General features: G+C 55.4%; 20 protein-coding genes. 11 read left to right on the top strand and 9 right to left on the bottom strand.

Annotation, left to right across the window (positions count from 1 at the left end; translation table 11 throughout):
- Nucleotides 1-80: 80 nt before the first annotated feature.
- The 7 genes from KFZ77_RS09260 to hcp1 all read right to left on the bottom strand — a co-directional run bounded on the left by KFZ77_RS09260 (nt 81) and on the right by hcp1 (nt 8,541).
- On the bottom strand, nt 81-1,040 hold the full coding sequence (locus tag KFZ77_RS09260) for a hypothetical protein (RefSeq protein WP_264386091.1): 960 nt from the start codon (nt 1,038-1,040) through the stop codon (nt 81-83).
- Between the two features lie 198 nt (nt 1,041-1,238).
- Nucleotides 1,239-2,249: a hypothetical protein gene (locus KFZ77_RS09255; RefSeq protein ID WP_264386090.1), complete on the bottom strand. Its 1,011-nt coding sequence runs from the start codon at nt 2,247-2,249 to the stop codon at nt 1,239-1,241.
- Nucleotides 2,250-2,383: 134 nt separating this feature from the next.
- Nucleotides 2,384-3,391: a hypothetical protein gene (locus tag KFZ77_RS09250; protein ID WP_264386089.1), complete on the bottom strand. Its 1,008-nt coding sequence runs from the start codon at nt 3,389-3,391 to the stop codon at nt 2,384-2,386.
- Nucleotides 3,392-3,473: 82 nt separating this feature from the next.
- The gene (locus KFZ77_RS09245; RefSeq protein WP_264386088.1) at nt 3,474-5,015 is read right to left on the bottom strand and encodes a hypothetical protein; all 1,542 of its coding nucleotides are present in this window, start codon (nt 5,013-5,015) and stop codon (nt 3,474-3,476) included.
- 11 nt (nt 5,016-5,026) lie between these two features.
- Nucleotides 5,027-5,920 carry a DUF4123 domain-containing protein gene (locus KFZ77_RS09240; RefSeq protein ID WP_264386087.1) on the bottom strand — a complete coding sequence of 298 codons (894 nt, stop codon included), beginning with the start codon at nt 5,918-5,920 and terminating at the stop codon, nt 5,027-5,029.
- Entirely contained in the window at nt 5,917-7,878 is a 1,962-nt protein-coding gene (gene tssI / locus KFZ77_RS09235; RefSeq protein ID WP_264386086.1) for a type VI secretion system Vgr family protein, read from the bottom strand. Before tssI ends, KFZ77_RS09240 begins: the two co-directional genes overlap by 4 nt.
- Before the next feature lie 144 nt (nt 7,879-8,022).
- Nucleotides 8,023-8,541 carry a type VI secretion system effector Hcp1 gene (gene hcp1, locus KFZ77_RS09230; protein WP_024550886.1) on the bottom strand — a complete coding sequence of 173 codons (519 nt, stop codon included), beginning with the start codon at nt 8,539-8,541 and terminating at the stop codon, nt 8,023-8,025.
- A gap of 389 nt (nt 8,542-8,930) precedes the next feature.
- Here hcp1 and sra point away from each other — a divergent pair, with 389 nt between their 5' ends.
- From sra to KFZ77_RS09215, 3 genes are all read left to right on the top strand, one after another.
- The gene (gene sra / locus KFZ77_RS09225) at nt 8,931-9,062 is read left to right on the top strand and encodes a stationary-phase-induced ribosome-associated protein (protein WP_264386085.1); all 132 of its coding nucleotides are present in this window, start codon (nt 8,931-8,933) and stop codon (nt 9,060-9,062) included.
- 100 nt (nt 9,063-9,162) lie between these two features.
- The gene (locus KFZ77_RS09220; RefSeq protein WP_264386084.1) at nt 9,163-9,951 is read left to right on the top strand and encodes an OBAP family protein; all 789 of its coding nucleotides are present in this window, start codon (nt 9,163-9,165) and stop codon (nt 9,949-9,951) included.
- A 96-nt stretch (nt 9,952-10,047) separates the two neighbouring features.
- Nucleotides 10,048-10,428 (top strand): DUF4440 domain-containing protein, encoded by a 381-nt coding sequence (locus KFZ77_RS09215; RefSeq protein WP_264386083.1) that lies wholly within the window; start codon nt 10,048-10,050, stop codon nt 10,426-10,428.
- A 17-nt stretch (nt 10,429-10,445) separates the two neighbouring features.
- On the opposite strand, the gene KFZ77_RS09210 is transcribed toward KFZ77_RS09215, so the two are convergent.
- Complete coding sequence (locus KFZ77_RS09210; RefSeq protein WP_264386082.1) at nt 10,446-11,993, bottom strand: sensor domain-containing diguanylate cyclase; 1,548 nt, start codon at nt 11,991-11,993, stop codon at nt 10,446-10,448.
- Between the two features lie 218 nt (nt 11,994-12,211).
- Here KFZ77_RS09210 and KFZ77_RS09205 point away from each other — a divergent pair, with 218 nt between their 5' ends.
- The 7 genes from KFZ77_RS09205 (at nt 12,212) to crtB (ending at nt 20,901) form a co-directional block, all read left to right on the top strand.
- Nucleotides 12,212-13,105: an SDR family oxidoreductase gene (locus KFZ77_RS09205; RefSeq protein WP_264386081.1), complete on the top strand. Its 894-nt coding sequence runs from the start codon at nt 12,212-12,214 to the stop codon at nt 13,103-13,105.
- Nucleotides 13,106-13,181: 76 nt separating this feature from the next.
- A complete protein-coding gene (locus KFZ77_RS09200) occupies nt 13,182-15,011 on the top strand; it encodes a glycoside hydrolase family 15 protein (protein WP_264386080.1) in 1,830 nt (609 codons plus the stop codon).
- A 296-nt stretch (nt 15,012-15,307) separates the two neighbouring features.
- Nucleotides 15,308-16,213 (top strand): polyprenyl synthetase family protein, encoded by a 906-nt coding sequence (locus KFZ77_RS09195; protein WP_264386079.1) that lies wholly within the window; start codon nt 15,308-15,310, stop codon nt 16,211-16,213.
- Nucleotides 16,214-16,252: 39 nt separating this feature from the next.
- Nucleotides 16,253-17,302 carry a type 2 isopentenyl-diphosphate Delta-isomerase gene (gene fni, locus KFZ77_RS09190; protein WP_264386078.1) on the top strand — a complete coding sequence of 350 codons (1,050 nt, stop codon included), beginning with the start codon at nt 16,253-16,255 and terminating at the stop codon, nt 17,300-17,302.
- 31 nt (nt 17,303-17,333) lie between these two features.
- Entirely contained in the window at nt 17,334-18,500 is a 1,167-nt protein-coding gene (crtY, locus tag KFZ77_RS09185) for a lycopene beta-cyclase CrtY (RefSeq protein ID WP_264386077.1), read from the top strand.
- Nucleotides 18,497-19,975 carry a phytoene desaturase gene (locus KFZ77_RS09180; RefSeq protein WP_264386076.1) on the top strand — a complete coding sequence of 493 codons (1,479 nt, stop codon included), beginning with the start codon at nt 18,497-18,499 and terminating at the stop codon, nt 19,973-19,975. The genes crtY and KFZ77_RS09180 overlap by 4 nt, the downstream gene beginning before the upstream one ends.
- The gene (gene crtB / locus KFZ77_RS09175) at nt 19,975-20,901 is read left to right on the top strand and encodes a 15-cis-phytoene synthase CrtB (RefSeq protein WP_031522752.1); all 927 of its coding nucleotides are present in this window, start codon (nt 19,975-19,977) and stop codon (nt 20,899-20,901) included. The genes KFZ77_RS09180 and crtB overlap by 1 nt, the downstream gene beginning before the upstream one ends.
- Here crtB and KFZ77_RS09170 read toward each other — a convergent pair.
- Complete coding sequence (locus KFZ77_RS09170; RefSeq protein WP_051640535.1) at nt 20,816-21,373, bottom strand: sterol desaturase family protein; 558 nt, start codon at nt 21,371-21,373, stop codon at nt 20,816-20,818. The genes crtB and KFZ77_RS09170 overlap by 86 nt on opposite strands.
- A gap of 316 nt (nt 21,374-21,689) precedes the next feature.
- Between KFZ77_RS09170 and KFZ77_RS09165 the strand changes: the two genes are divergently transcribed.
- The gene (locus tag KFZ77_RS09165; protein WP_031522748.1) at nt 21,690-23,336 is read left to right on the top strand and encodes an alpha,alpha-trehalase; all 1,647 of its coding nucleotides are present in this window, start codon (nt 21,690-21,692) and stop codon (nt 23,334-23,336) included.
- Nucleotides 23,337-23,441 lie beyond the last annotated feature (105 nt).

Genomic DNA, 23,441 nt, shown 5'->3' with positions numbered 1-23,441 from the left:
AGGAATGAGATTCGGACATAATAAGTATTAGCGTATCACAAAGGAACTACCCATCGACTAAACAATGGGTAGGCTATTATTTATATAACAGGTGTAACTCTTTCATCAACTATCGACAGGTATGGTGAAAATGAACGCAGCTCTGTTTCGCCATCTTCTGCAGTGACGTCATATGAAAGTGGGGATATGGTTGGGTCTGATTTATTGACAAATCTTACAAGCCTGCCTTTATTTGTTATTTCGACGGTATAATCTTTCCAGTTGATAGGTATCATTTTGAATGTTTTATTTTTAAAGCCATCAACAAAATCATAACTATTATAGAGTCGGTCAATGTTAGCATCGGTGGCTATTGACCATGCATTTAATGAAATGTGCATTTTATTCTTTATGGCGTTATTGTCTTTCGCTACAAAAAATCTCCACAACTCATTATAAGCATTCTGCAAGGCAAGGATCTCTTCAGGTTTACTTGTAAATGGCGTGGCTTTAGTCCATCGCCATTCTGGTAGTCCTTTCAAATTCACTTTTTGAGTAAATCTATGAAGTGTCATACCATGAGGATAAAGATTCTCAATAAAATAATCTTTATCGATGTGGCCAGGCTCCACTTGCCAGGCCGCGATTTTTCTACTGCTTAGTTGCTTCTGACCTGATTGTTCTATGTTTGCTTGAGGATGCCCATTATGATCAATTGTGACATTCATTCGCGTAATAATTTTTTGCTCGTTAGCTGAGAATGCAGTTAATTCAACCTTACAATATGCATCGGTGCTGTATTGGTTAGTTTCCTTATCTTTTGAATTTTTATTACTAAACCAACCTAAAGCCCCTACCTCAAGAGTAATTTCATTTAAACCATTTTCTAATACCAGCCAAGAGTTACTGCTTGAACTAAATATATTATACCCATTGATTGCAGAATATCTATTATCCACACTCGAAACACTGTTAACACGCAGAGCGCAAAATAATTCATTGACATTGAAGATAGAGCGAATTTTTGGCTGAGTATTATTAGCGAGAACTCCTTGAGACATTATCAGTGCTGGAATAAAAAATGAATGCAAAATATGTTGCCTATTGAGCATATACTCTCCAAAAAAATTCTCTTTTTTATACTCATTGATAAAGAGTATGTAACGATAAATTTAATAAAGGATGCACTCAGCATAGATAGCGATAGATTCAAAGTCGCTACCTATAATAATTTTACACCTGAATTTAACTCTGAACTTCTATATCACCGGTATAAACTTTCCATCAACCAGTGAAAATATGGGTGTAAACCATCGCATCTCATTTCCACCTTTATCATTTTTTGTGTAATATGAGAGCGGATAAACAGTAGGATCTGATTTGTTAACGAACCGAACAAGTCTGCCTTTGTTCATCACCTCTACCTGGTAATCATTCCAGTTGATTGGGATCATTCTGAAGTCTTTATTTTTGAATTTTTCTACGAATTGATGGTTATTATACAGTTCTTCAGTAGTGGAACCAGTGGCTATAGACCAAGCCTCCAAAAGAACCTTCATATTGTTTTTTATGGCATTATTGTCTTTTGCCGAAAACAAACGCCATAATTCAGCGTAAGCGTTCTTAAGCGCCTGAACTTGCTCTGGCTTGCCGGTGAATGGAGTCGCATTAATCCAGCGCCATTCAGGAAGATTTTTTAGAGAAACTTTTTGTGTAAATTGGTAAAGGATCATTCCATCAGGGTAGTAATTTTTAATAAAATATTTATCAGAGATATGACCTTTCTCAATTTGCCAGGCTAATAATTTTCTGGATTCTATATTAGCCCCGCTTGAATTTTCTTCAGATACGTATGGTAACCCTTTATTATTTATGGTTACTTTCATCTCGCTAAGTGTTTTCCTGTCTTCACCAGAAAAAGCTGTCAAGGCCACTTTACAATATGAGTCGAAGCTAAATTCCTCACGGTCCTTCTGGCCTTTTTTCTCATCAGAAAACCACCCTAATGAACCAAATTCCAGAGTGATATCATTCATACCATTTTCCAGCAAAAGCATTGCATTTGTACTGGATGTGCCTATTCCAGCCCCTTCCAGCGCAGAGTAACGGTTATCCATTCCCAACACACCATTTGTTCTTATAGCACAAAATGATTTATTGATATCGAATACAGATCGAATTCTCATTTTGTCATTAGCCGCAAAAGTAACAGTGGAGACGAACAGAACTGACAGCAATAAAGACTTAACTCCGGCAATTTTGATACTCATAAGTTCTTTTTAATTTTAAACGTGCCTTGTGAAGTGATGCCTTGTAGGATTTTTTATATGCTAATAAAAATTAGTTTCATGAGATTAATGCGCCCGTGATCGTTCACAGACGCTGATTAAAATCAAAAATAGTTTTAAATGACAACTATAAATTTCCCATTTATCAATGAGAATATGGGAGCGTAACTCCTGATTCGCTGTTCTCCATTTTTATTTTTTACGAAGTAAGTTAATGGAGAGTACGTTGGCACGGTTTTATTAACGAAGCGAACCATTCTGCCTTGATTCATTACTTCGATTTTATAATCATTCCAGTTAAGAGGTTGCATTTTGAAAGCATGGTTTTTGAAACTTTCAACGAAATTATAATCTTCGTATATCTCATCAGGCGTGCTAAACGTACTAATTCCCCATGCATCAAGACTGACATGAAGCCGTTGTTTTATAGCATTATTATTTTTGTGTGCAAATTCGCGCCAGAGATCGATGTACGCCTCTCTAAGCGCAGCTGTTTGAACCTGGCTGCCTGTAAATTTCGTTGCGTTAACCCACTTCCATTCCGGTAATCCTTTCAGGAAGACTGTTTTTTTGAATTCATACAACTCCATGTTTTTTGGAAAATAAAGGGGTTCAAAAAAGTCATCTGGAAAATGCCCTTCTTCAATTTGCTTACCGATGATTTTAATGCCCTTAGATTGCGTTTTATTGATACTTTCCCCGTCCATATCCATAAAGGGTATGCCTTTATTATCAACGCTGACCGTTATGGATTTTAAAACTTGCGTATTATTTTGTTTTTTTAATACCAGAGATAATGAACAAGAAGAATCGGCCTTAAATGCGCCTTTTGTTTGATCATCATTATCAGAAAACCAATCGAGTGATCCAAACTCAACTGAAATCTCATTTATACCGTTCTCGAGGGCCAACATTGAATTTGTACTTGAAGTTCCGTACCCACGCCCCTCCAAAGCCGACGCTCTATTTGTAACTCCTTCTACTCCGTTTGTTTTGATAGAGCAAAAAGCCGAATTTATATCAAACAAACTTCTTATTTGTATGGTTTCATTTGCGTAAGAATCAGCAATCATCATCACTCCACATGTTACTATCCATAATTTAGCTAATAACCTGACCTGCATTTTCAATCCTTTTATAAACGTGTACACCCAACCCTTCTGTTAATTATAACTTATTATTTGCGGTTGTACCATTCTACCGTTGTTAAAGCATTTTACGCGGGCTTCCAAAAATATTAATGCGAGCTTTTGATTCATCAATTTTTAAGGGCGCTCCCAACACGATCGTTTCCTTGTATTCAAGATCATTATCCTTATTACTATCGTCTTCATCTTTCTTGGCATCTTCGTTTTCTTTCTTTTTTTTCTTAGCTTTTGCTTTACCCATATCCTCTTCAGCAGAAAAATCGGCTAATATTTCAACTTCTGCAGTTATACCATCGTGATAGCATACTAAGTCGAGACCATATTCATGCTCATCAAGAGCTAATCCGAAGGATGTTTTTGCTGTACCTGTAGCTGTTAAAGAAACTTTTATAAACAACATTTTTGCTTTTACGAAGAATGATATAACTCCGAGAGCGGAACCACTTAGTTTATTATTATCACCAAACTTAAATGCCCATTCGTTTTTTGAATAAGCAGCACCAATATCCATACTTGCGCTGGCTGTAAACTGCAAATAAGATTCTACGTTAAGATTTTCCTTAACAATCTCCCGGCACTTACCTACTATTTTCTCAGATCTGGCATACGCGGCTATAAGTTGTATAATATCAGCTTTTATTGAGATACTGATAAATGGCTCAGAATTAAACCCTATATAATGAGTACCGGTTGCGTTATTTTCAAGGCGTTCGTAAGTATATGCTAAGCCTATTGATATCGGATTAAATATAATCTGGAGGGGCTTAAAGGATCGATCATTTTTACTTGAGAATGGATCTGGCAAAAGATGATTTTGCATGTTTGAAACAAATTGCTCGATCTTACTTATTTGCTCTAATGTCTTTACTGTTTTCAAAACTTTTGTTTTGTGTGAAAACTTATCAGAGTAATCCACGCCGCAAATATTCAGTGCATAATCCAGCGTGAGCTGGCTTTTATTGGTTATCGCAAACTGATCGGTATGTACCGTCCATCCGCCCCGTAACTGATTACCGTCCTTAGGGCGTACTTTATGCATCAGGATACTGTGTTTCTTTTGTTCATCTCGACGTTCTTTCCATGTCCGTTCTCGACCGGCCAGCTCATACACAAATGCTGTAGCAACATGTAGCTGTACACTTGGATAAACATCCAGAGCAACGGGTGTTATTTGTTCTATGCAACCTTGCACTGATAACAGATAGCTATGCGGCTCAGAGAATACATCTTTTGGTGTAATGATATTATTAAGATAGCTCCATAGCGACCCGACGTTAATATTGTCATAACTTAAGCTATTCGGCTCTTTAAAGTACAAAGTTTCAGCGTTACAAATGCCAGCACTTAGTTTTTTAGCAGTATTGTCATAATTCAAGGTTGCCTGTGGGCAGTCAGGTTTACCGCATTTGCTCTCTACTGAAAACCATCCTTTAACTCCCTGACCTTGATCCACCAGACTTAATTTTATCGATGATTCAACTGGCCAAATATGAGTCCTCCCATCAAACTCACCAACTTCTATGCTTTGCAAGCACGGATCGGGATTATTACACGTCGCGCATACCGTCCCTGCTTTCAATGAAAGATTATCACTCGACATAAGTTATTCCTTTAACGTGGGATATGACCTAGTTCTTGCTTTAATAGTCGTTCGGCGCGGTAATATCCGGGAAGTTGTTCATCATTTAATAATGAGAGCCACCGCGCTGGCATCGCTTCTATGCTGAAAACCTGCTTATCCATCATCAGACTCAATAGCCCGCGAATTGAACGATCGTCCTCGATCCCTTTCGATTTACAAAAATAGAAGCATTCAGATACCGCGCTCTCAATCAGCGGTTCACGTTCTTTGCGAAGCATTTCCCGCCGCCGCTTCTCTTCATCCAGCAAGCCGTAGGCGTCACTTGATGCAAGAATGGAAAGGCACGGTAAATAATTCACCTTCATGACGCCGGTCAGCGCAGCAATGTAACGCGCTTCAGCTTGTTTATTCAGCAAATCAAGTTGAGCTTGCTCAAGCACAAACAGTTTTCTCCGGCTCTGCGCGCTGAAGGGAAACTGTTTGCGAATGTTCTCAAACCCGTCTTCACGCACCACACCGTCATAGACAGACTGGATCTTCTCAATCGGCCCCATGAAGCTGTGAATTTCCCAGTCGCTCAGTACCGCGCAGAAATCCCATATTGTTCGTGGATCGTAGAAGCGAAAAAATACCGGTTTCTCTTCCCCGGGGATCTGGATTTGCAGAAATTTTCTCAGGTGCTGGCGCAGCTCTTTCATCGCGACAGAAGAATGAAGGTAGATACCCCACGGGCTTGTTTTGGTCGCAAGCCAGGCAGCGACTTCCTCTGTCACCTCCAGCAGATAAGGCGCGAGTGCAATCAGCTCTGGCTGCAGCGGCTCGGCATACAAACAGCTGTGCGGCGGATTGTGTTCCGCCAGGAAGGGCAGCAGCCCTTCCTCGTTCGCGCCATCAATCACTGCCCAGGTCATCCGTTGACTCATGCCTTATCTTCCTTCGGGCAGTGTGCAACAAACATCGTTCCCTGCGCGGCGGCGGCTTTCAGGATCGCCGGGTCTGCCGGGATCAGCAGGTCGCCAGGGCTGCCACCTGAATTGAGGTTGATGGCCGGACCTTTGACATCCACGCCACCCGCATGCACCACTACAAAGCTGCCGCCTACCCGCAGCGTTAGTTTGCTGCCGCTCTGGATGGTGAGATCGCCGGCGCTGTCGATGCTGAACACCCCGGCAATCTTCTGGGCCAGGTCGCCTTTCACCTGAACGCCGACGTCGCCTTCGGTCAGCGCGATCACGTTACCGGTGGTTTTGTGATCCTGGTTGCCCTCAACCGTGATCTTGCGGTCGTTGGCGACGACCAGCTCCTCATCATGGCCAATACTGGTGGTGCGGTTGTACTCCACGCGCTCGTCTTTTGAGTTGAGCACCCGCACGGCCATGTTTTTCTGCGCGCGCAGGAACACTTCCTCTTTCCCGGCTTCATCTTCAAACGACAGTTCGTTGTAGCCGTCGCCTTTATGAGTATCCGAGCGCAGCACCATGCGGGTTTTATGCTGTGGCAGCGGATAGGGAGAGAGATTCGTCGCATGATACGTGCGCCCGGTGACGATCGGCTGGTCCGGGTCACCTTCCAGGAAGCTCACCACCACTTCATGCCCGATGCGCGGGATGGCCACCATGCCGTACTGCCCCCCGGCCCAGCCCTGACTCACCCGCACCCAGCACGAGCTCTGGTCGTTGCGCGTGCCGTACCGGTCCCACGGAAACTGCACCTTGATGCGGCCGTATTTGTCGCAGTAAATCTCCTCGCCATCCGGGCCGGTGACGGTGGCTATCTGCGGGCCGTCCACCATCGGCTTGTGCGGCATCACCGCGCGCCAGGTGGTCGACGCCTTCATCACCGTAAAGCTGTTGCTGAAGGTGGTCGGCTCCCCGCCGCCCTCCTCTTCCAGCGCCTGGGGCTGGCGGCCGGTGTGGGTCACCCCCACGGTCTGCCAGGCGATGTTCAGCTGCGGGTTCGGGTGCTCGCTCAGCACAAAACTCTGCCCCGGACGCAGCCCGGCGCAGTTCGACTCCCCGCTTCCGGTCACCGCCCCGGCGCGCAGGGCATCCAGCCGGAACCCGGCGAAGGCTTTCCCGTTCGGGTCCGCCTTGTAGCGGCCGGGGTAGTCGTAGTGCTCGTACTGTTCGCCCTGGTGGTCCAGCTCGCCGCTCATCTTTTTGTGCGACAGGCCGTAAGCCGGGGTTTTGAAGCTGTAGTCCTTCAGCTCCACCCCGGCGGTGCTCACCGCCTCGGCGTAGTGGAAGCGCCGCACGTAGGCGCCCTGGGACAGCCCCTGGTTTGCCAGGTTGAAGAACAGCGGCTCGCCCTTCGCCACCGCGCCTGCGTCGTCGGCGAACACCACCCGGTGGGTGCCGGCCTCAAACTCGTGGAAGAAGAACATGCCCTCTTCGGCGGCAATGCGGGTGATAAAGGCCAGGTCGCTCTCGCGGTACTGGACGCAGTACTCCCGCTCCGGGTGGTCGTGGCGCAGGGCGAAGGCGAAGTCGGTGATGCCCGCCTCGGTGAGCAGCGTGGTGATGATGGCGTCCGGCTTTTTCGCCTGGAAGATGCGGGCGTTGGTGCGCAGCCCGGTGCGCCACAGCGCCGGACGCACCTGCGCCTGGTAGCGGGTGCGGCGAAACCCGGTCTCGCCCTGGGCGAAGCGGCTGACAATCCCGCTGACGCTGCGCTGCAGCTGCCCCTCGTACCACACCTTCAGCTCGCACGGCTGGTCGAGCACCGCGCCGAAATCAATCCCCGGCAGGTGGCTGGCCAGGTTCAGGCTCAGCGCGAACGGACGGTTAAGCGCCTCGTCCAGCTCAAAATCCACCACCGCAAACGTGCTCTCCGGCAGCGACCCGATGCTGACCGTGAACTGGAGTCCCGTACTGTTTGCCATCTTCCCTTCTCCTGTGAACGCCCATAGCTACCGCACGCCCGGTTTTCACCGTGCGGGGGGCCATAAAATGAAGTTGTGCTCAGGTCTGGCTCCGCCACACCTCAGCACAAACGCAAAAACCCGGCCGCAGCCGGGTTACGGAGCTTACGCCTCGACAGGCGCGCGCCAGTCGTCCGAGCCGGAGGTGCCGGCGACGGTGTGCTCCCAGTCGATTTTGCGGTAGGCCAGCGAGACTTCAATCAGCTGGGTGAAGTCCGACTTCGCCGGGTCCTGGCAGTGCGGCATCTGGCAGTCGATGTCCACGATGGTGGCGTCGGTCAGGGTGGTGGAGAAGAAGTGCTCCTGCTTGCCTTCCACCGAGGTGCGGTACCACTTCAGGGTCACGGTCGGCAGCATCTCGCCGGAGGCCAGGGCGTTGTACATCAGCGGCACGGCCTTGTTCAGGGCGACGGTGAATTTGAACGGCTTGTGCACGCGCTGGCCGGACGGCTGGCCGGACTGCGGGTCAGTCGGGACGGTAACCACGTGGTTGAATTCCTGAACCAGCATCTCGTCCTCGTGGCCCTGCACGTAGATGTTGCCGACGGAGTCAGAGGTGAACGCGCCCGCGGTGATGTTGCCCTGGGTCTTGCCTTCGATGCTGATATAACATGGGGTTGGCATGGTAATGCTCCTTGCTTGTGTATGAGTGAAAGAACTTCACAAAATACATAGCAATTTGCGTGCCACTTTTTAACTTATTGATTATATTGAACTCTTTAAAAACAGCGCCGCTGCGCCAGCCGGATTTGAGCAAGATCTTGCCGAAACTGCGCACATCGTTTGCAGACATTGCGCAAAAAGTTTTTTATTCGGGAATCAAAGCAAGAAGTTGCGCAGAATGCGCAGAAATATCGTTTAGGGCTTTTAAGCCTGCCCCGTAGCGCGACGGCGCTCGCAAAACCGCGCCAGAAAACCAGGAATAGGCGCAAAAATGCGCCCACGGGTTGTAGCGGAACATTATCTGGGCCAGACTGAAATTTCTGTTTCAGTTACCCGTAAGGAGATGATGCATGCGAACCAATCGACAAGCCCGTCAGATACTGAACCTCGATCACTGGCATTCAAACCAACGTAAAGTTACCGTCAGTGAAGGCAGCGCTAAACCGACACTGAAAAGCACCGGCAGAAAAAAGAAAGCCTGATCCCATAAGCCCACTTCGGTGGGCTTTTTGTTACCCCCCGCCGCAATGCCCACAAAATGCACTATGTTTATTCTTTAAGTGAATATGACATGGAGCCGCCATGAAGCTTAACCCTTACGTTGTGCTGTTAACCCTTGCCCTTGCCGGATGTACCACTGAACGCTCTCCTTCAAACGTAACCGCGCCCGGTGCGCCCGCCTCGACGAAAACCAAAGTGCTGGAAACCGGCGCCTCGATGATCCAGTCCCGCCCGCCGGTGGAGGCCATCAGCGCCTGGCTTGACGGGTTCCACTTCTATAATGGCGATCAAAACGGCCAGATGGAGGCGCATCACTACGTCACTATCCTGAACGAGGACGTGATGCAGGCGGTGATCTACGACGGCAACACCAACGACGCCAAGCTGATGGGCGTGGAGTACATCATCAGCGAGCGCCTGTTCAACACCCTGCCGCCGGAAGAGAAAAAGCTCTGGCACAGTCATCAGCATGAAGTGAAGTCCGGTACGCTGGTTGCGCCGGGTCTGCCGCAGGCCGCCGAGCACGAGCTGATGGAAAAAGTGGTGAATACCTACGGTAAAACCTGGCACACCTGGCATACCGATCGCGATAAAACCCTGCCGCTGGGCATTCCGGCCCTGATGATGGGCTTTACCGCTGACGGGCAGCTCGATCCGAAACTGCTCGCCGAGCGCGACCGCGAGTTAGGGACAGATACCAAAGCGATACGCGCTTCGCGCAGCGATATCGTTGCCCGCCCGGTCGCCAGCGGGGCGAATGCCTGGCAACAGGGAGAGGTGATCCAGCTGCAGCGCGTTAAGGGCGGCGGCGAACACGCTCACGGTAAAACCGGGTTTACTGATGCTGAACAAACGTCGCATCAGCACTAAGCGCAAACACCGCTGGCGCACAGGTCGGGTTAGTATGTAAGGCCTTGAATTTTTTGTGGCGGAAACATCCGCCCGATGACTGCTGCTGGAGAGCCGATGAATCCTTATTTTACCGAAGTGCTGGATGCCCACGTTGCCATTGAAGCCTGGCTGGGGCGTGGTGTGGGGGATCTGGAGGCGCTGATGGCGCGTTTCAGCGCCGCGTTTACGCTGGTTTCCCCGGCCGGAACCGTGCTGGACCGCGACGGGCTGCGTACGCTTTTCACTACCCATCAGGCCGGACGACCGGGCCTGAAGATTGACATCGACAGCATGACGCTGGTGCAGGCGTGGGATACTGGCGCGGCGGTACGCTACCGGGAACACCAGCAGCTCGCGGATAACGCCACGACCACGCGCTGGTCAACCGCGGTGTTCAGCCGCAGTGAGCAGGGTCTGGTCTGGTGCCACCTGCATGAAACTCTGGTGGCCGGATAACCGGCCTCCCCTGACCATTACGCCGACAGCGCCCGATCCTTGCCGGCGGTCTTGGCTTCATACAGTGCCTTATCCGCATTCTCCTTGATCGTCAGCGCGTCCAGATCGCTGCCCGCCTGGCGCAGGGTGTAACTCCCGGCGCTGATGGTCACGATTTGCGCCGCCACCTGAGTGGCGCTGTGGGGAATGCGCAGCGCGCGCACGTTCTCTACCGCGTGTTGCGCCAGCTTCAGGGCGGCTTCACGTTCGGTGTCCGGCAGGATCATGGCAAACTCTTCGCCGCCATAGCGCGCAATCAGGGCGTTCGGCCCTGCCGGAACCGTGCTCAGCGCATCGCCGACCCGGCGCAGGCACTCATCTCCCGCCACATGGCCGTAGGTATCGTTGTAGTTTTTAAAGTAATCCACATCGATCATCACCAGCGACAGCGGCGTACCGCGGCGTTCGGCGTGTTTAAGCTGCGCGGCCAGCGTCAGTTCAAACTGGCGGCGGTTGGCCAGCCCGGTCAGGCCATCTGCCAGCGCCATGGTCTGTAACGTATGGTTGATGCTGGTCAGCTCATCCCGCAGGGTTGCCAGCTCCACCTGATTCTTCACATTCAGGCGCACCTGGCGGAATACCACGCTGCCGATAAGCAGCACACCCAGGGAAAAGACGACGCTGAGAATAATCTCCGGCAGGCTGTCGCGCAGCCAGCGCGACCACAGCGCCGGTTTGTCATACCCGGCGGCGACCACCAGCGGGTAACGCTCCAGCCGGGCGAAGCCGAAAATGCGCTCAATGTTGTCAACAGCCGAGGTCCAGGTGGCGCTGCCGCGATCTTTCTGGGTCAGTTCGCGGGTAAACAGCGGGCTGGAGGAGAGGTTGCGGTTGATCACCGAATCCGGGAACGGACGCACGTAGATTGCGGTGCCGTCAACGTTCATCATCGCCAGCAGATCGCGCCCCTCCAGTTCGAAATAGTTATAGAAATGGCGGAAGTAATCGATGGTGACGGTGGCGAGGATCACCCCGGCGAAGCCGCCCGCCGGATCGTTGATGCGTACAGAAACCGGGATGATGAGATCGTTGGTGGTGCGGCTCCTGATCACTTGCCCGATATGAATGCCGCCGCGGGGGTTTTCCCGGTGATAGATAAAGTATTCCCGATCGCCATTATTGGCAGTGGCCGGGGCGTGATTATAAGAGGTGGCTTTCCAGTTGCCCTGCGCATCATAGATAAACATGCCGTGCAGCTGCGGCAGTTTTCGCGTTAGCTCTTCCAGCAATACGTGGTACTTCCCGGCATCAATGGTGGAGATATTTTCCATTGCCAGGCTACGACGAACGTCGGTCAGCGCCAGCTCAATTTGCAAAAAAGTATCTTCCGCCTGGCGCGCCTGGGAGATAGAGAGGTTAACCGCATTGCGCTCGGTGTCTTCGACGGTACGCTGCCATGAGCGATCCAGCGTCCAGGCGCTGGTCAGGATGCCCGCCAGCAGCAGCAGGGTCATAAACAGCGCGATGGTGCGCCCCAGCGACGAGTCCAGCGCCAGCGCGCCCGATATCTGTTTTCCAAGTGGCAAAGCGATCTCTCCCGTGATTCTGCTTCTGCTAAGCATAACAGAGCGCTGAAATGGCGCAGGATTCTGCGCGCGCCCGCGAAAAAAATTTCCTGCGCTCAGCCCCGGTATGCTGCGGCTTCGCCCGGCAATGCCGCGCCGTTATGGCGCATCAAATGTGACAAATATCACATCTGTGCCAGGCTTAAAGTCACCTGAAAACGACGTTCAAGGAGCTACGTATGACTACGCAAACGAACAAATCCATCGTTGCCGCCGACTATCCGACCCCGCCTTTTGCTGAGCAGCCCCAGCCCGTTCCGGGCCTGGCCAGCAAAATGATCCCGGTGCCGGACCACGGTGAAAAAAGCTATCGCGGCAGCGGGCGTCTGACCGGTCGTAAAGCGCTGATCACCGGTGGTGACTCGGGTATTGGACGTGCGGTGGCAATTGCCTATGCCCGCGAAGGCGCTGACGTCGCCATCAACTATCTGCCGGAAGAAGAGTCGGATGCCGCAGAAGTGATCAAGCTCATTGAAGCCGAAGGCCGCAAAGCCATTGCCATTCCGGGCGATATCCGCAGCGAAGCATTTTGTCAGTCGCTGGTCAAAGAGGCGGTTGAGAAACTGGGCGGGCTGGACATTCTGGTGAACAACGCCGGTCGCCAGCAGTTCAACGAGTCGATCCGCACCCTGTCGACGGAAGATTTCGACGCGACCTTTAAAACCAACGTCTACGCGATGTTCTGGATCACCAAAGCGGCGGTAGACCACCTGCCACGCGGGGCGTCGATCATTAACACCTCTTCGGTGCAGGCCTACAACCCGAGCGATATCCTGCTGGATTACGCGCAAACCAAAGCCTCTATCGTCGCCTTCACCAAATCGCTGGCGAAGCAGCTCGGCAAAGAAGGTATTCGCGTCAACGCCATTGCACCGGGGCCGTACTGGACGCCGCTGCAGTCCAGCGGTGGCCAGCCGCAGGAAAAAGTGATGCAGTTCGGGGCCAGCGCCCCGCTGGGCCGTCCGGGTCAGCCGGCGGAGATCGCCCCGCTCTACGTGCTGATGGCGTCCCAGGAAAGCAGCTTCAGCTCCGGCCAGGTATGGTGCTCTGACGGCGGTACCGGCACGCTGTAACGCTTCACAAAAAATAATCCACGTGGCTACGCATTGTAGCCACGTTTTTTTGGTGCCTGAGAAAGACAATCATCACGTGAAAAATAAAAACTATCACTCACCTGTGAGACAGGACGGATTTGCCGGGCTGGGCGACTATGCCGCCATTGGCGAAGGACGCTCGGTGGCCCTGATTGCGCCGGATGGCTCCATCGACTGGTGGTGCGCCCCTAACCTCGATTCCCCTCCGCTGTTCGATCGCATTCTCGACCCCGGTATCGGCGGCTATTTTCAGCTTGAGCCGACACAGCCCTACCGCGTCAGCCGTCAGTACCGCGCCGACAGCAACGTGCTGGAAACCCGCTTCGATACCGACACCGGTGCGGTGCTGTTCACCGAATCCCTTAACAGCACCCTTGCCGGACGGCTGCCGTGGAGCGAGCTGGCGCGGCGCGTGGAAGGGCTGGAGGGCAGCGTCACCCTGCGCCTTAGTCTGCGCTTCGGCACCCGCGCCGAAACCCGTTCCCCGTGGATGGCTAACACCTTCCAGGGGGACGTGTTTCATATTGCCGATCTGATGGCGATGCTGCGCACCAGCGACGATGTGATTATCGACCACTGCGACGATGAGAAGGTGACCGCGACGCTGCAGACCTCCCCCGGTTCGCGCTCGCTGGTCGCCCTGCTGGTGACCGAGAAAGAGCCGCTGGCGGTGCCGGATCTGGCGGCGATCGACCAGCGTATCGAAACCAGCCATACCGCCTGGTGCGACTGGTCAAAAAACCTGACTTACCGTGGGCGGCATGAAAATCATGTGAAGCGCTCGGCGCTGGCGCTGAAGTTTCTCTGGTACTCTCCGACCGGGGCGCTGGCCGCAGCGGCCACTACCTCACTGCCGGAAGGGATCGGCGGTGAGAAGAACTACGACTACCGCTACGCCTGGGTGCGCGATGCCTGCCTGATCATCAAAGCCTTCGTGTTTTTAGGCTCGCTGGAGGACTGCAAAGCCGCGTTCTCCTGGCTGTCAAAAACCATTATTCGCCACGGGCCGGAAATGCGCGCCTGCTACACCCTTGAGGGCGATATCGTGCCGGAAGAGCGTTTTCCGCCGCTGCGTGGTTACAGAGATTCGCTCCCGGTGCGCGTCGGCAATAACGCCCGGGATCAGCTTCAGCTCAGCATGTACGGCGATATGCTCGCCACCGCCCAGCTGTTTATCGAAGCCGGGCACGTTCTCGACCTCACTACTTCGCGGCTGCTGGGCGAGTTGGCGAACTGCTGCGCCGATCACTGGCGTCAGAAGGATTCGGGCATCTGGGAGCTGCACGACTTTCAGCACTATACCCACTCGAAGATGGCCTGCTGGCTGGCGCTCGACTGTGCGGTGGCGATGGCGGAAGAGAAGCACATCGAACCGACGTGGATTGACCGCTGGCGACGCGAGCGCGACCGCATTCGCGACTGGGTAGAAACCCACTGCTGGTCTGAAAGCAAGCAGGCTTACGTATTCTACGTCGGGGACGATTCGCGGCTGGATGCTGCCCTGGCGCTGGTGCATCAGTACGGTAAGACGGTTAATCCGCAGCGCATGCTCTCCACCTATCGTGCTATCCGTGAAGAGCTGGGCCAGGGTACGCCGATGCTCTACCGCTACAGCGACGTAGAAAACGAGGAGAGTACCTTTGTCGCCTGCTCGTTCTGGCTGGTTGAGGCGCTGGCGTCGATGGGCAAAAACGATGAGGCCGAAGCGGCAATGAGCGAGATCCTCGACGCGCTGTGCGATCGCGGCAACGTGGAGACCTTCAACGAAATGTTCGACGTGCGCACCGGGGAGTGGCGCGGCAACCTGCCCCAGGGGCTGAGCCATCTGGCGCTGATCTGCGCCGCCCAGGCGCTGAACGAGGATGCGCCGCCGACGCAACAGTGAAAACACGCCGGGTTGGTGGCGGGATCGCGAACCCGGTATCCCTTTCAATGCAGGGAATCGTGCTGCGCGCCGCTTCCTTTCCCGCCCGACGTCCCCTGACAAAAAATAACGGAAAATTTTCAATTTTCAGCCAGACTTTAAGCACATAGCATCGCCACAGCGCCGTTTTTCATCTAAACCTATACAAGGAAATTGTATTTGTACTAATTTAGGGTGCGCGTCGCACAGCCCAGGCTGATTTTCCCGTTGTGGGTCAGCACTATTATCACCATTGATTGCGAGACTTCGGGTAAGCCATGACAACTTTGTATCACCCTTCTTCCGGACATGACGGCGACCTGCGCGAGCTGCACGCTGCGCTTCAGCAACGCCTTGATGTGCTGTTGCCCGCCGGCGATGCTAATGACCGGGTCAGCGCAGCCATGCGTGAAGGCGTGCTGGCGCCGGGCAAACGCATCCGCCCCCTGCTGCTGATCCTGGCAGCGCGCGATCTCGGCTGCGATCGTAACCACCCCGGCCTGCTGGATATGGCCTGCGCGGTGGAGATGATCCACGCCTCCTCACTGATTCTCGACGATATTCCCTGCATGGATAACGCGGCGATGCGCCGTGGGCGCCCCACTATCCATCGTCAGTTTGGCGAAGACGTGGCGATCCTGGCGGCGGTCGCCCTGCTCAGCCATGCGTTTGGCGTGGTGGCAGCGGCGGAAGGCCTGGCACCGGAGGCTCGCGCGCAGGCGGTGGCTGAACTCTCGACGGCGGTCGGCACGCAAGGGCTGGTGCTCGGCCAGTATAAAGATCTGCGCGAAGGCAGCAGCGCGCGCAGCCCGGAAGCCATCGCCACCACCAACGAACTGAAAACCAGCGTGCTGTTCAGCGCCACGCTGCAGCTGGCCGCGCTGGCTGCGGGTGCCGCCACGCCGGTGCGCGACAAGATGCGCTGCATCGCCCGGGATCTGGGCCAGGCGTTTCAGCTGCTGGACGATCTGGCAGACGGCCATGCCGGCACCGGAAAAGACATCAACAAGGACGCCGGCAAATCCACGCTGGTCGCCATGCTGGGTGCCGACGCGGTGCGCCAGCGCCTCGATACCCACCTGTGCAGCGCCGAAGCGCATTTTTCACGCGCCTGCGGCAAAAACCAGGCTACGCGTCGCTTTATGCGCGCCTGGTTTACCCAGCAGCTGGCGGCGTTCAGCTAAGCACTACCCTGACAGTCACGGAAAATGAGCGGAGACCGCATGAAGGACGCGCACCTGGTTCAGCGTAAAAATGACCACCTTGATATCGTGCTTAACCCTGGCCGGGCGGTGAACACCATCCGTACCGGCTTTGACGACTGGCGCTTCGAACACTGCGCCCTGCCTGAACTGGATCTCGATGCAGTCAATCTCACCACGCCCTTCTTTACACGCACCCTTAATGCACCGGTGCTGATCAGCTCCATGACCGGCGGTGCGGCCCGCGCCACCGACATTAACCGCCACCTCGCCGAAGCGGCCCAGACGCTGGGGCTGGCGATGGGCGTTGGCTCACAGCGCGTGGCGCTGGAGCACGGTGCGCGACACGGCCTGGAAGCGGAACTGCGGCGTATCGCGCCCGACGTGCCGCTGCTGGCGAACCTCGGGGCGGCGCAGATCCGCGGCGCTCAGGGGCTGGACTATGCCCGGCGGGCGGTGGAGATGATTGAAGCCGATGCGCTGATCGTACATCTCAATCCGCTTCAGGAGGCGCTGCAGCGCGGCGGGGACCGCGACTGGCGCGGCATTCTTGATGCCATCGCGTCGGTGGTACGCGCCCTGCCGGTGCCGGTAGTGGTGAAAGAAGTGGGTGCCGGTATCGCCCCCGCCGTCGCCTGTCAGCTGGCAGAGGTTGGCGTGGGGATGATCGACGTTGCCGGCGCAGGCGGCACCAGCTGGGCGGCGGTGGAAGCCGAACGCGCGCCGACGCTGCGCGAGCGTAACGTTGCTATGGCCTTCGCTGACTGGGGCATCCCTACCGCCGATGCGCTGCGCCGGGTACGCCAGGCGCTGCCCGCTATGCCGCTCATCGCCTCCGGCGGCGTCAGCAACGGCATCGATGCCGCAAAAGCGATTGCATTGGGGGCGGATCTGGTCGGCCAGGCCGCTGCCGTGCTGGCCCACGCTAACGCCTCGGGCGAGGCGGTGATCGCGCATTTCCAGACCCTGATTGAGCAGCTGCGCGTGGCCTGCTTCTGCACCGGCTGCGACAGCCTGCAGGCGCTGAAACGCGCGCCGCTGCTCCCGGTAACCCGCGGCACAGCGTTGTGACGCAACACTTCACCAGGGACGGGATTTTGCGATGAAAACATGGGATCTGATTCTGGTGGGCGGCGGGCTGGCGAACGGGCTGATTGCCTGGCGGCTGAAGCAGCGCCATCCGACGCTGACCATTCTGATGCTTGAGAGCGGCGACGCGCCGGGCGGAAATCATACCTGGTCCTTTCATCAGGGCGATCTTACCCCGGCACAGCATAGCTGGCTGGCACCGCTGGTGGGCCACCGCTGGCAGGGCTACGATGTGCATTTCCCCGACCTGACGCGCACCCTGCCGCATGATTATTTCACCGTGACCTCGGAACGCTTTGCTCAGGCTATTTCCGCCCTGCTGCAGGAACATCTTTTGACCAATGTGACGGTGTCACGCATAACCGATCGCGAAGTGGAACTGAGCGACGGACGCCGCTTTACCGCCGGAGCAGTGATCGACGGGCGCGGCTCCCGGCCGTCACCGCATCTCACTATTGGCTATCAGTCGTTTGTCGGCCAGGAGTGGCGGCTGGCGCGGCCGCATGGCCTGCAGCGCCCGATCCTGATGGATGCCCGGGTGGCTCAGGGTGCCGGGTATCGCTTCGTTTACACCCTGCCCCTGAGCGCTGATCGGGTGCTGATCGAAGACACCCACTATATTGACGGCGCGCAGCTTGATGCCAGCGTCGCCCGGCAGCACATCGCCGACTATGCCCGCGACCAGGGCTGGCAGCTAAGCGAACTTGTGCGTGAAGAACAGGGTTCACTGCCGATCACTCTCGCCGGCGACAACGCGGCCTTCTGGCAGGCGCTGCGCCGCCAGCCGGTAAGCGGGCTGCGCGCCGGACTGTTCCACGCCACTACCGGCTACTCCCTGCCGCTGGCCGTCAGGCTGGCGGACCGTATCGCTAACGCGCCCTCGCTGCATCAGGCGGCGCTGTTCGATCTGATTGCGCGCTTCGCCGGTCACCACTGGCAGACGCAGGGGTATTTCCGTCTGCTCAACCGCATGCTGTTTCTCGCCGGCGCACCGGACCAGCGCTGGCGCGTGATGCAACGTTTTTATCAACTTGATGAGCAGCTGATTGCCCGCTTTTATGCCGGCCAGCTTCAGGCCACCGACAAACTGCGGATCCTGATGGGAAAACCGCCGGTGCCGGTGGTCGGGGCGCTGAAAGCCCTGCTGCACACTCATCACCCTTTGCGAGCCAAAAAATGAAACCAACAATTGTCATCGGTGCCGGATTTGGCGGCCTGGCGCTGGCTATTCGCTTGCAGGCGGCCGGCGTCCAGACAACGCTGCTTGAGAGCCGCGATAAGCCGGGCGGCCGCGCCTACGTGTATCAGGACCAGGGATTTACCTTTGACGCCGGGCCGACGGTGATCACCGATCCGTCGGCAATTGAGGAGCTGTTCACCCTTGCCGGAAAACGACTGGACGATTACGTGGAGCTGATGCCGGTAACGCCGTTTTACCGTCTGTGCTGGGAGGATGGCGAGGTGTTCGATTACGCCAACGATCAGGCGGCGCTGGAGCAGCAGATCGCGCGCCTCAATCCTGACGACGTGGCGGGCTATCACCGTTTTCTTGACTACTCCCGCGCGGTGTTCGCCGAGGGCTATCTTAAGCTTGGCGCGGTGCCGTTTCTCTCGTTTAAGGATATGCTGCGCGCTGGGCCACAGCTGGCGCGACTACAGGCGTGGCGCAGCGTTTACGACAAGGTGTCGGCGTTTGTGCAGGACGAGCATCTGCGGCAGGCCTTCTCCTTCCACTCCCTGCTGGTGGGCGGTAACCCGTTTTCGACCTCCTCGATCTACACCCTGATCCACGCCCTTGAGCGCGAATGGGGGGTGTGGTTCCCGCGCGGCGGCACCGGGGCGCTGGTGCAGGGGATGGTCAGACTGTTTGAGGATCTCGGCGGTACGCTGGAGCTGAATGCCCGGGTGGAACGACTGGAGACGGCGGATAATCGCGTCACCGCCGTGCATCTGGCGGACGGACGGCGGCTCGACGCCGGGGCGGTGGCCTCTAATGGCGATGTGGTGAACACCTACGCGAAGCTGCTCGGGCATCATCCGCGCGGCAAAGCGAAGGCCGCAGCGCTGAAACGCAAACGTATGAGCAACTCGCTGTTTGTGCTCTACTTTGGGCTGAACCATCATCACCAGCAGCTGGCGCACCACACCGTCTGCTTCGGCCCACGTTATAAAGAGCTGATCGATGAAATTTTCACGGCTGACCACCTCTCTGAGGACTTTTCGCTCTATTTGCACGCGCCCTGCGTTACCGATCCATCCCTTGCGCCGCCGGGCTGCGCCAGCTATTACGTGCTGGCCCCGGTGCCGCACCTCGGTAACGCCCCGCTCGACTGGCGTGTGGAAGGCCCGCGTCTGCGCGAGCGTATCTTCGATTATCTGGAGCAGCGCTACATGCCCGGCCTGCGCTCCCAGCTGGTGACGCACCGCATGTTCACGCCGGACGATTTCCGCGATACCCTCGATGCCTGGCAGGGCTCGGCCTTTTCACTGGAGCCGATCCTGACCCAAAGCGCCTGGTTCCGCCCGCATAACCGCGACAGCCGTATCGCGAATCTCTATCTGGTGGGTGCAGGCACGCATCCCGGCGCGGGCGTACCCGGAGTTATCGGTTCTGCGAAAGCGACCGCCCGCTTAATGTTAAAGGATCTGACGTAATGTCCCAGCCGTTACTCGACCATGCCAGCGCCACCATGAGCGCCGGTTCAAAAAGCTTTGCTACCGCCTCGAAGCTGTTCGACAAAACCACGCGGCGCAGCGCGCTGATGCTCTACACCTGGTGCCGCTACTGTGACGACGTGATTGACGGCCAGGTCGCCGGGTTCAACGTGCAGCAGCAGGTTGCCGACAGCCCGGAAGCCCGATTACAGCGGCTGCGCGACATGACGCGCCGCGCTTATGAGGGCGAGCCGATGAGTGAACCGCCGTTTGCCGCGTTCCAGGAAGTGGCGCTCGCTCATGACATCCCGCCATGCCAGGCGTTCGATCATCTGGAAGGCTACGCAATGGATGTGCGCAACGAACGCTATTTCACCCTCGATGATACCCTGCGCTACTGCTATCACGTGGCGGGCGTGGTTGGCCTGATGATGGCCAGAGTGATGGGGGTACGCGACGAGGAGACGCTGGATCGCGCCTGCGATCTCGGGCTGGCGTTTCAGCTCACCAATATCGCGCGCGATATCGTGGAAGATGCGCAGGTCGGACGCTGTTACCTGCCGCAGCAGTGGCTGGCGGAGGTGGGGCTGAACGAGCAGACCGCTACCGTGAAAGCCAATCGTCCGGCGCTGGCGCGCATCGCGGCGCGTCTGGTCTCTGAGGCGGAGCCCTATTATCAGTCGGCGCAGGCCGGGCTGGGCGAGCTACCGCTGCGCTCTGCCTGGGCCATTGCCACCGCGCATGGGGTTTATCGGGAGATTGGCGTGAAGGTGTTGATGGCGGGTGAAAAAGCCTGGGATCAACGCCAGGGCACCACCCGCGCGGAAAAAATCAGTCTGGTTATCGCCGGCGTGAAGCAGGCGACCGCTTCCCGGAAGGCGGAGTGGCCGCCGCGCGATCCGCATCTCTGGCAGCGCCCGCGCTAGCGGGGCGTCCGTGGCGGGCGCGCAGCACCGCCTGCAGTTTCTCTACCGGAGGGGCGTAAATAAAGCCAAAGGAGACGCACCCTTCCCGTCCGCGCACCGCGTGATGCAGCCGGTGCGCCATATACAGACGCTTCAGATAGCCGCGACGCGGAATATAGCGGAACGGCCAGCGCTGGTGGACCAGGCCGTCGTGGACGATAAAGTAGATGATGCCGTATCCGGTCATTCCCGCGCCGATCCACTGCAGCGGCCAGTAGCCTTCGGTGCCGGCATAAATCAGGACGATAGCAAGCAGCGCAAACACCACGGCATACATATCGTTAAGCTCAAACTTCCCTTTCCGCGGCGAGTGGTGCGACAGATGCCATCCCCATCCCCAGCCGTGCATGATGTACTTGTGGGCAAACGTCGCCACGCCTTCCATGATAATAATAGTGAGAATAACGATCCCGGTGTTCCACAACGCAAGCATAGGTTTTTCCTGTCAATGTCAGCAGATAAAGCGTAGCCTGGATTAGGCTCAACTACGGGTAAAATCCAGCCTCAACGGCAGTTTTTAAACTTTTATATTATGGGCGGGCAAAAAGCCTGTCCTTTTTTATTCTTGTCATATACTCGATATAGCCTGAATCATCTCATTATCAGCTGCGCTCCCCTGATGACCGCTGCGTATCCCCGCGCAACGCCAGGTATTTATTACAATTCAGCATGAATTCTTAGAAAAAGCCCGAAACAGGGATGCTAAAATTAGTTTTACACTGATACACAACCTGGAGGTCTTAATCAGCATGTTTAATAAGGCGACACACTTACCGCTATCCAGGGAGTCAGAGAAAGAAGTTCGTTATGAGCTGGACCCCTGTGAGCTGAAACTGGATGAGATGACCGACGCTGAGCCGCAACCGGAAATGATTGAGGGCATGCCCGCTTCCGATGCGCTTACCCCTGCGGATCGCTATCTCGAACTGTTCGAGCATGTGCAGTCGTCTCGCATTTTCCCCGACAGCAAAACCTTCCCCGACTGCGCGCCCAAATCCGACCCGCTCGATATTCTTATCAAGTATCGCCGGGTTAAACGCAATCGTGATTTCGACCTGCGAAAGTTCGTCGAGGATAATTTTTATCTGCCGGAAAATAATACGCGTCATTATGTTTCAAATCCTGAGAATACATTGCAGGAACATATTGATAGCCTGTGGCCGGTATTAACCCGCGAGCCGCAGGACCACATTGAATTCTCCTCGCTGCTGCCGTTGCCCCAGGCCTATATCGTGCCGGGTGGCCGTTTTGGTGAGACCTATTACTGGGACTCCTATTTCACCATGCTGGGCCTGGCCGAAAGCGGCCGCGACGATCTGCTGCGCTGCATGGCGGACAACTTCGCCTGGATGATTGAAACCTACGGTCATATTCCGAACGGGAACCGTACCTATTACCTGAGCCGCTCGCAGCCGCCGGTATTCGCCCTGATGGTGGAGCTATTTGAAGAAGATGGCGTGCGCGGTGCGCGGCGCTATCTCGACCATCTGCTGATGGAGTACGCCTTCTGGATGGACGGGGCTGAATCGCTGGCACCCAACCAGGCGTATCGCCACGTGGTGCGCCTGCCGGACGGCTCGCTGCTAAACCGTTACTGGGACGACCGCGATACCCCGCGCGATGAGTCCTGGCTGGAAGACGTCCAGACCGCGAAGCTTTCAGGTCGCCCGGCGGCGGAAGTTTATCGCGATCTGCGTGCCGGCGCGGCGTCCGGCTGGGACTACTCTACCCGCTGGCTGCGCGATCCGCATCGCCTCGCCAGTATCCGCACCACGCAGTTTATCCCGGTGGATCTGAACGCGTTCCTCTACAAACTGGAAACCGCAATTTCAAATATCGCTGGTCTGAAGAAAGATGAGCTGACGTCGGCCAGCTTCCGCCGTAAAGCCGCCGATCGTCTGGAAGCCGTTAACCGCTATCTGTGGGATACCGGCACCAGCTGCTATCGCGACTACGACTGGCGTCGCAATGAGCTGGCGTCCTTCTCTGCTGCCTGCGTGGTACCGCTGTATGTCGGCATGGCGTCTGCGGAACAGGCCGAAGCCCTGACCCACCACATCCGCGAGCGTCTGCTGACGCCGGGCGGGATTCTGGCGACCGAAGTGGAAAGCGATGAGCAGTGGGATAAACCCAACGGCTGGGCACCGTTGCAGTGGATGGCTATCCAGGGGCTGAAAAATTATCACCATGACGACCTGTCGGATGAGATTGCCCGCAACTGGTTGCAGACCGTGACGCGCTTCTATACCCAGCACCACAAGCTTATCGAGAAGTATCACATCGCTAACTCCCTGCCGCGCCCCGGCGGCGGCGGTGAATATCCGCTTCAGGATGGCTTCGGCTGGACCAACGGCGTCACCCGCCGTTTGCTGGGTCTGTATCCCAACAAATTCTGATTTCATCTCTTCATAACGACGCGGTCTGTGACATCACAGGCCGTTTTTTTTGCTGCTTAACGAAGTAAACGTCGATGCTGATATGTGGAATATCAGAAAACAACA

It is taken from the genome of Siccibacter colletis (assembly GCF_025914095.1).
In the GTDB taxonomy this organism is placed as follows: Bacteria; Pseudomonadota; Gammaproteobacteria; order Enterobacterales; family Enterobacteriaceae; genus Siccibacter; species Siccibacter colletis.
Note: the sequence above shows the minus strand (reverse complement) of the source record. Positions and strands in the feature narration are given on the sequence as shown.

Excerpts from the sequence above, each read along its gene's own strand:
- KFZ77_RS09205 (WP_264386081.1), top strand. The coding sequence starts at position 12,212 with ATGACTACGCAAACGAACAAATCCATCGTTGCCGCCGACTATCCGACC.
- tssI (WP_264386086.1), bottom strand. The coding sequence starts at position 7,878 with ATGGCAAACAGTACGGGACTCCAGTTCACGGTCAGCATCGGGTCGCTG.
- KFZ77_RS09165 (WP_031522748.1), top strand. The coding sequence starts at position 21,690 with ATGTTTAATAAGGCGACACACTTACCGCTATCCAGGGAGTCAGAGAAA.
- KFZ77_RS09260 (WP_264386091.1), bottom strand. The coding sequence starts at position 1,040 with ATGTCTCAAGGAGTTCTCGCTAATAATACTCAGCCAAAAATTCGCTCT.
- KFZ77_RS09170 (WP_051640535.1), bottom strand. The coding sequence starts at position 21,373 with ATGCTTGCGTTGTGGAACACCGGGATCGTTATTCTCACTATTATTATC.
- KFZ77_RS09250 (WP_264386089.1), bottom strand. The coding sequence starts at position 3,391 with ATGCAGGTCAGGTTATTAGCTAAATTATGGATAGTAACATGTGGAGTG.
- KFZ77_RS09215 (WP_264386083.1), top strand. The coding sequence starts at position 10,048 with ATGAATCCTTATTTTACCGAAGTGCTGGATGCCCACGTTGCCATTGAA.
- KFZ77_RS09180 (WP_264386076.1), top strand. The coding sequence starts at position 18,497 with ATGAAACCAACAATTGTCATCGGTGCCGGATTTGGCGGCCTGGCGCTG.
- KFZ77_RS09255 (WP_264386090.1), bottom strand. The coding sequence starts at position 2,249 with ATGAGTATCAAAATTGCCGGAGTTAAGTCTTTATTGCTGTCAGTTCTG.
- hcp1 (WP_024550886.1), bottom strand. The coding sequence starts at position 8,541 with ATGCCAACCCCATGTTATATCAGCATCGAAGGCAAGACCCAGGGCAAC.
- KFZ77_RS09220 (WP_264386084.1), top strand. The coding sequence starts at position 9,163 with ATGAAGCTTAACCCTTACGTTGTGCTGTTAACCCTTGCCCTTGCCGGA.
- KFZ77_RS09240 (WP_264386087.1), bottom strand. The coding sequence starts at position 5,920 with ATGAGTCAACGGATGACCTGGGCAGTGATTGATGGCGCGAACGAGGAA.
- KFZ77_RS09195 (WP_264386079.1), top strand. The coding sequence starts at position 15,308 with ATGACAACTTTGTATCACCCTTCTTCCGGACATGACGGCGACCTGCGC.
- sra (WP_264386085.1), top strand. The coding sequence starts at position 8,931 with ATGCGAACCAATCGACAAGCCCGTCAGATACTGAACCTCGATCACTGG.
- crtB (WP_031522752.1), top strand. The coding sequence starts at position 19,975 with ATGTCCCAGCCGTTACTCGACCATGCCAGCGCCACCATGAGCGCCGGT.
- crtY (WP_264386077.1), top strand. The coding sequence starts at position 17,334 with ATGAAAACATGGGATCTGATTCTGGTGGGCGGCGGGCTGGCGAACGGG.
- KFZ77_RS09245 (WP_264386088.1), bottom strand. The coding sequence starts at position 5,015 with ATGTCGAGTGATAATCTTTCATTGAAAGCAGGGACGGTATGCGCGACG.
- fni (WP_264386078.1), top strand. The coding sequence starts at position 16,253 with ATGAAGGACGCGCACCTGGTTCAGCGTAAAAATGACCACCTTGATATC.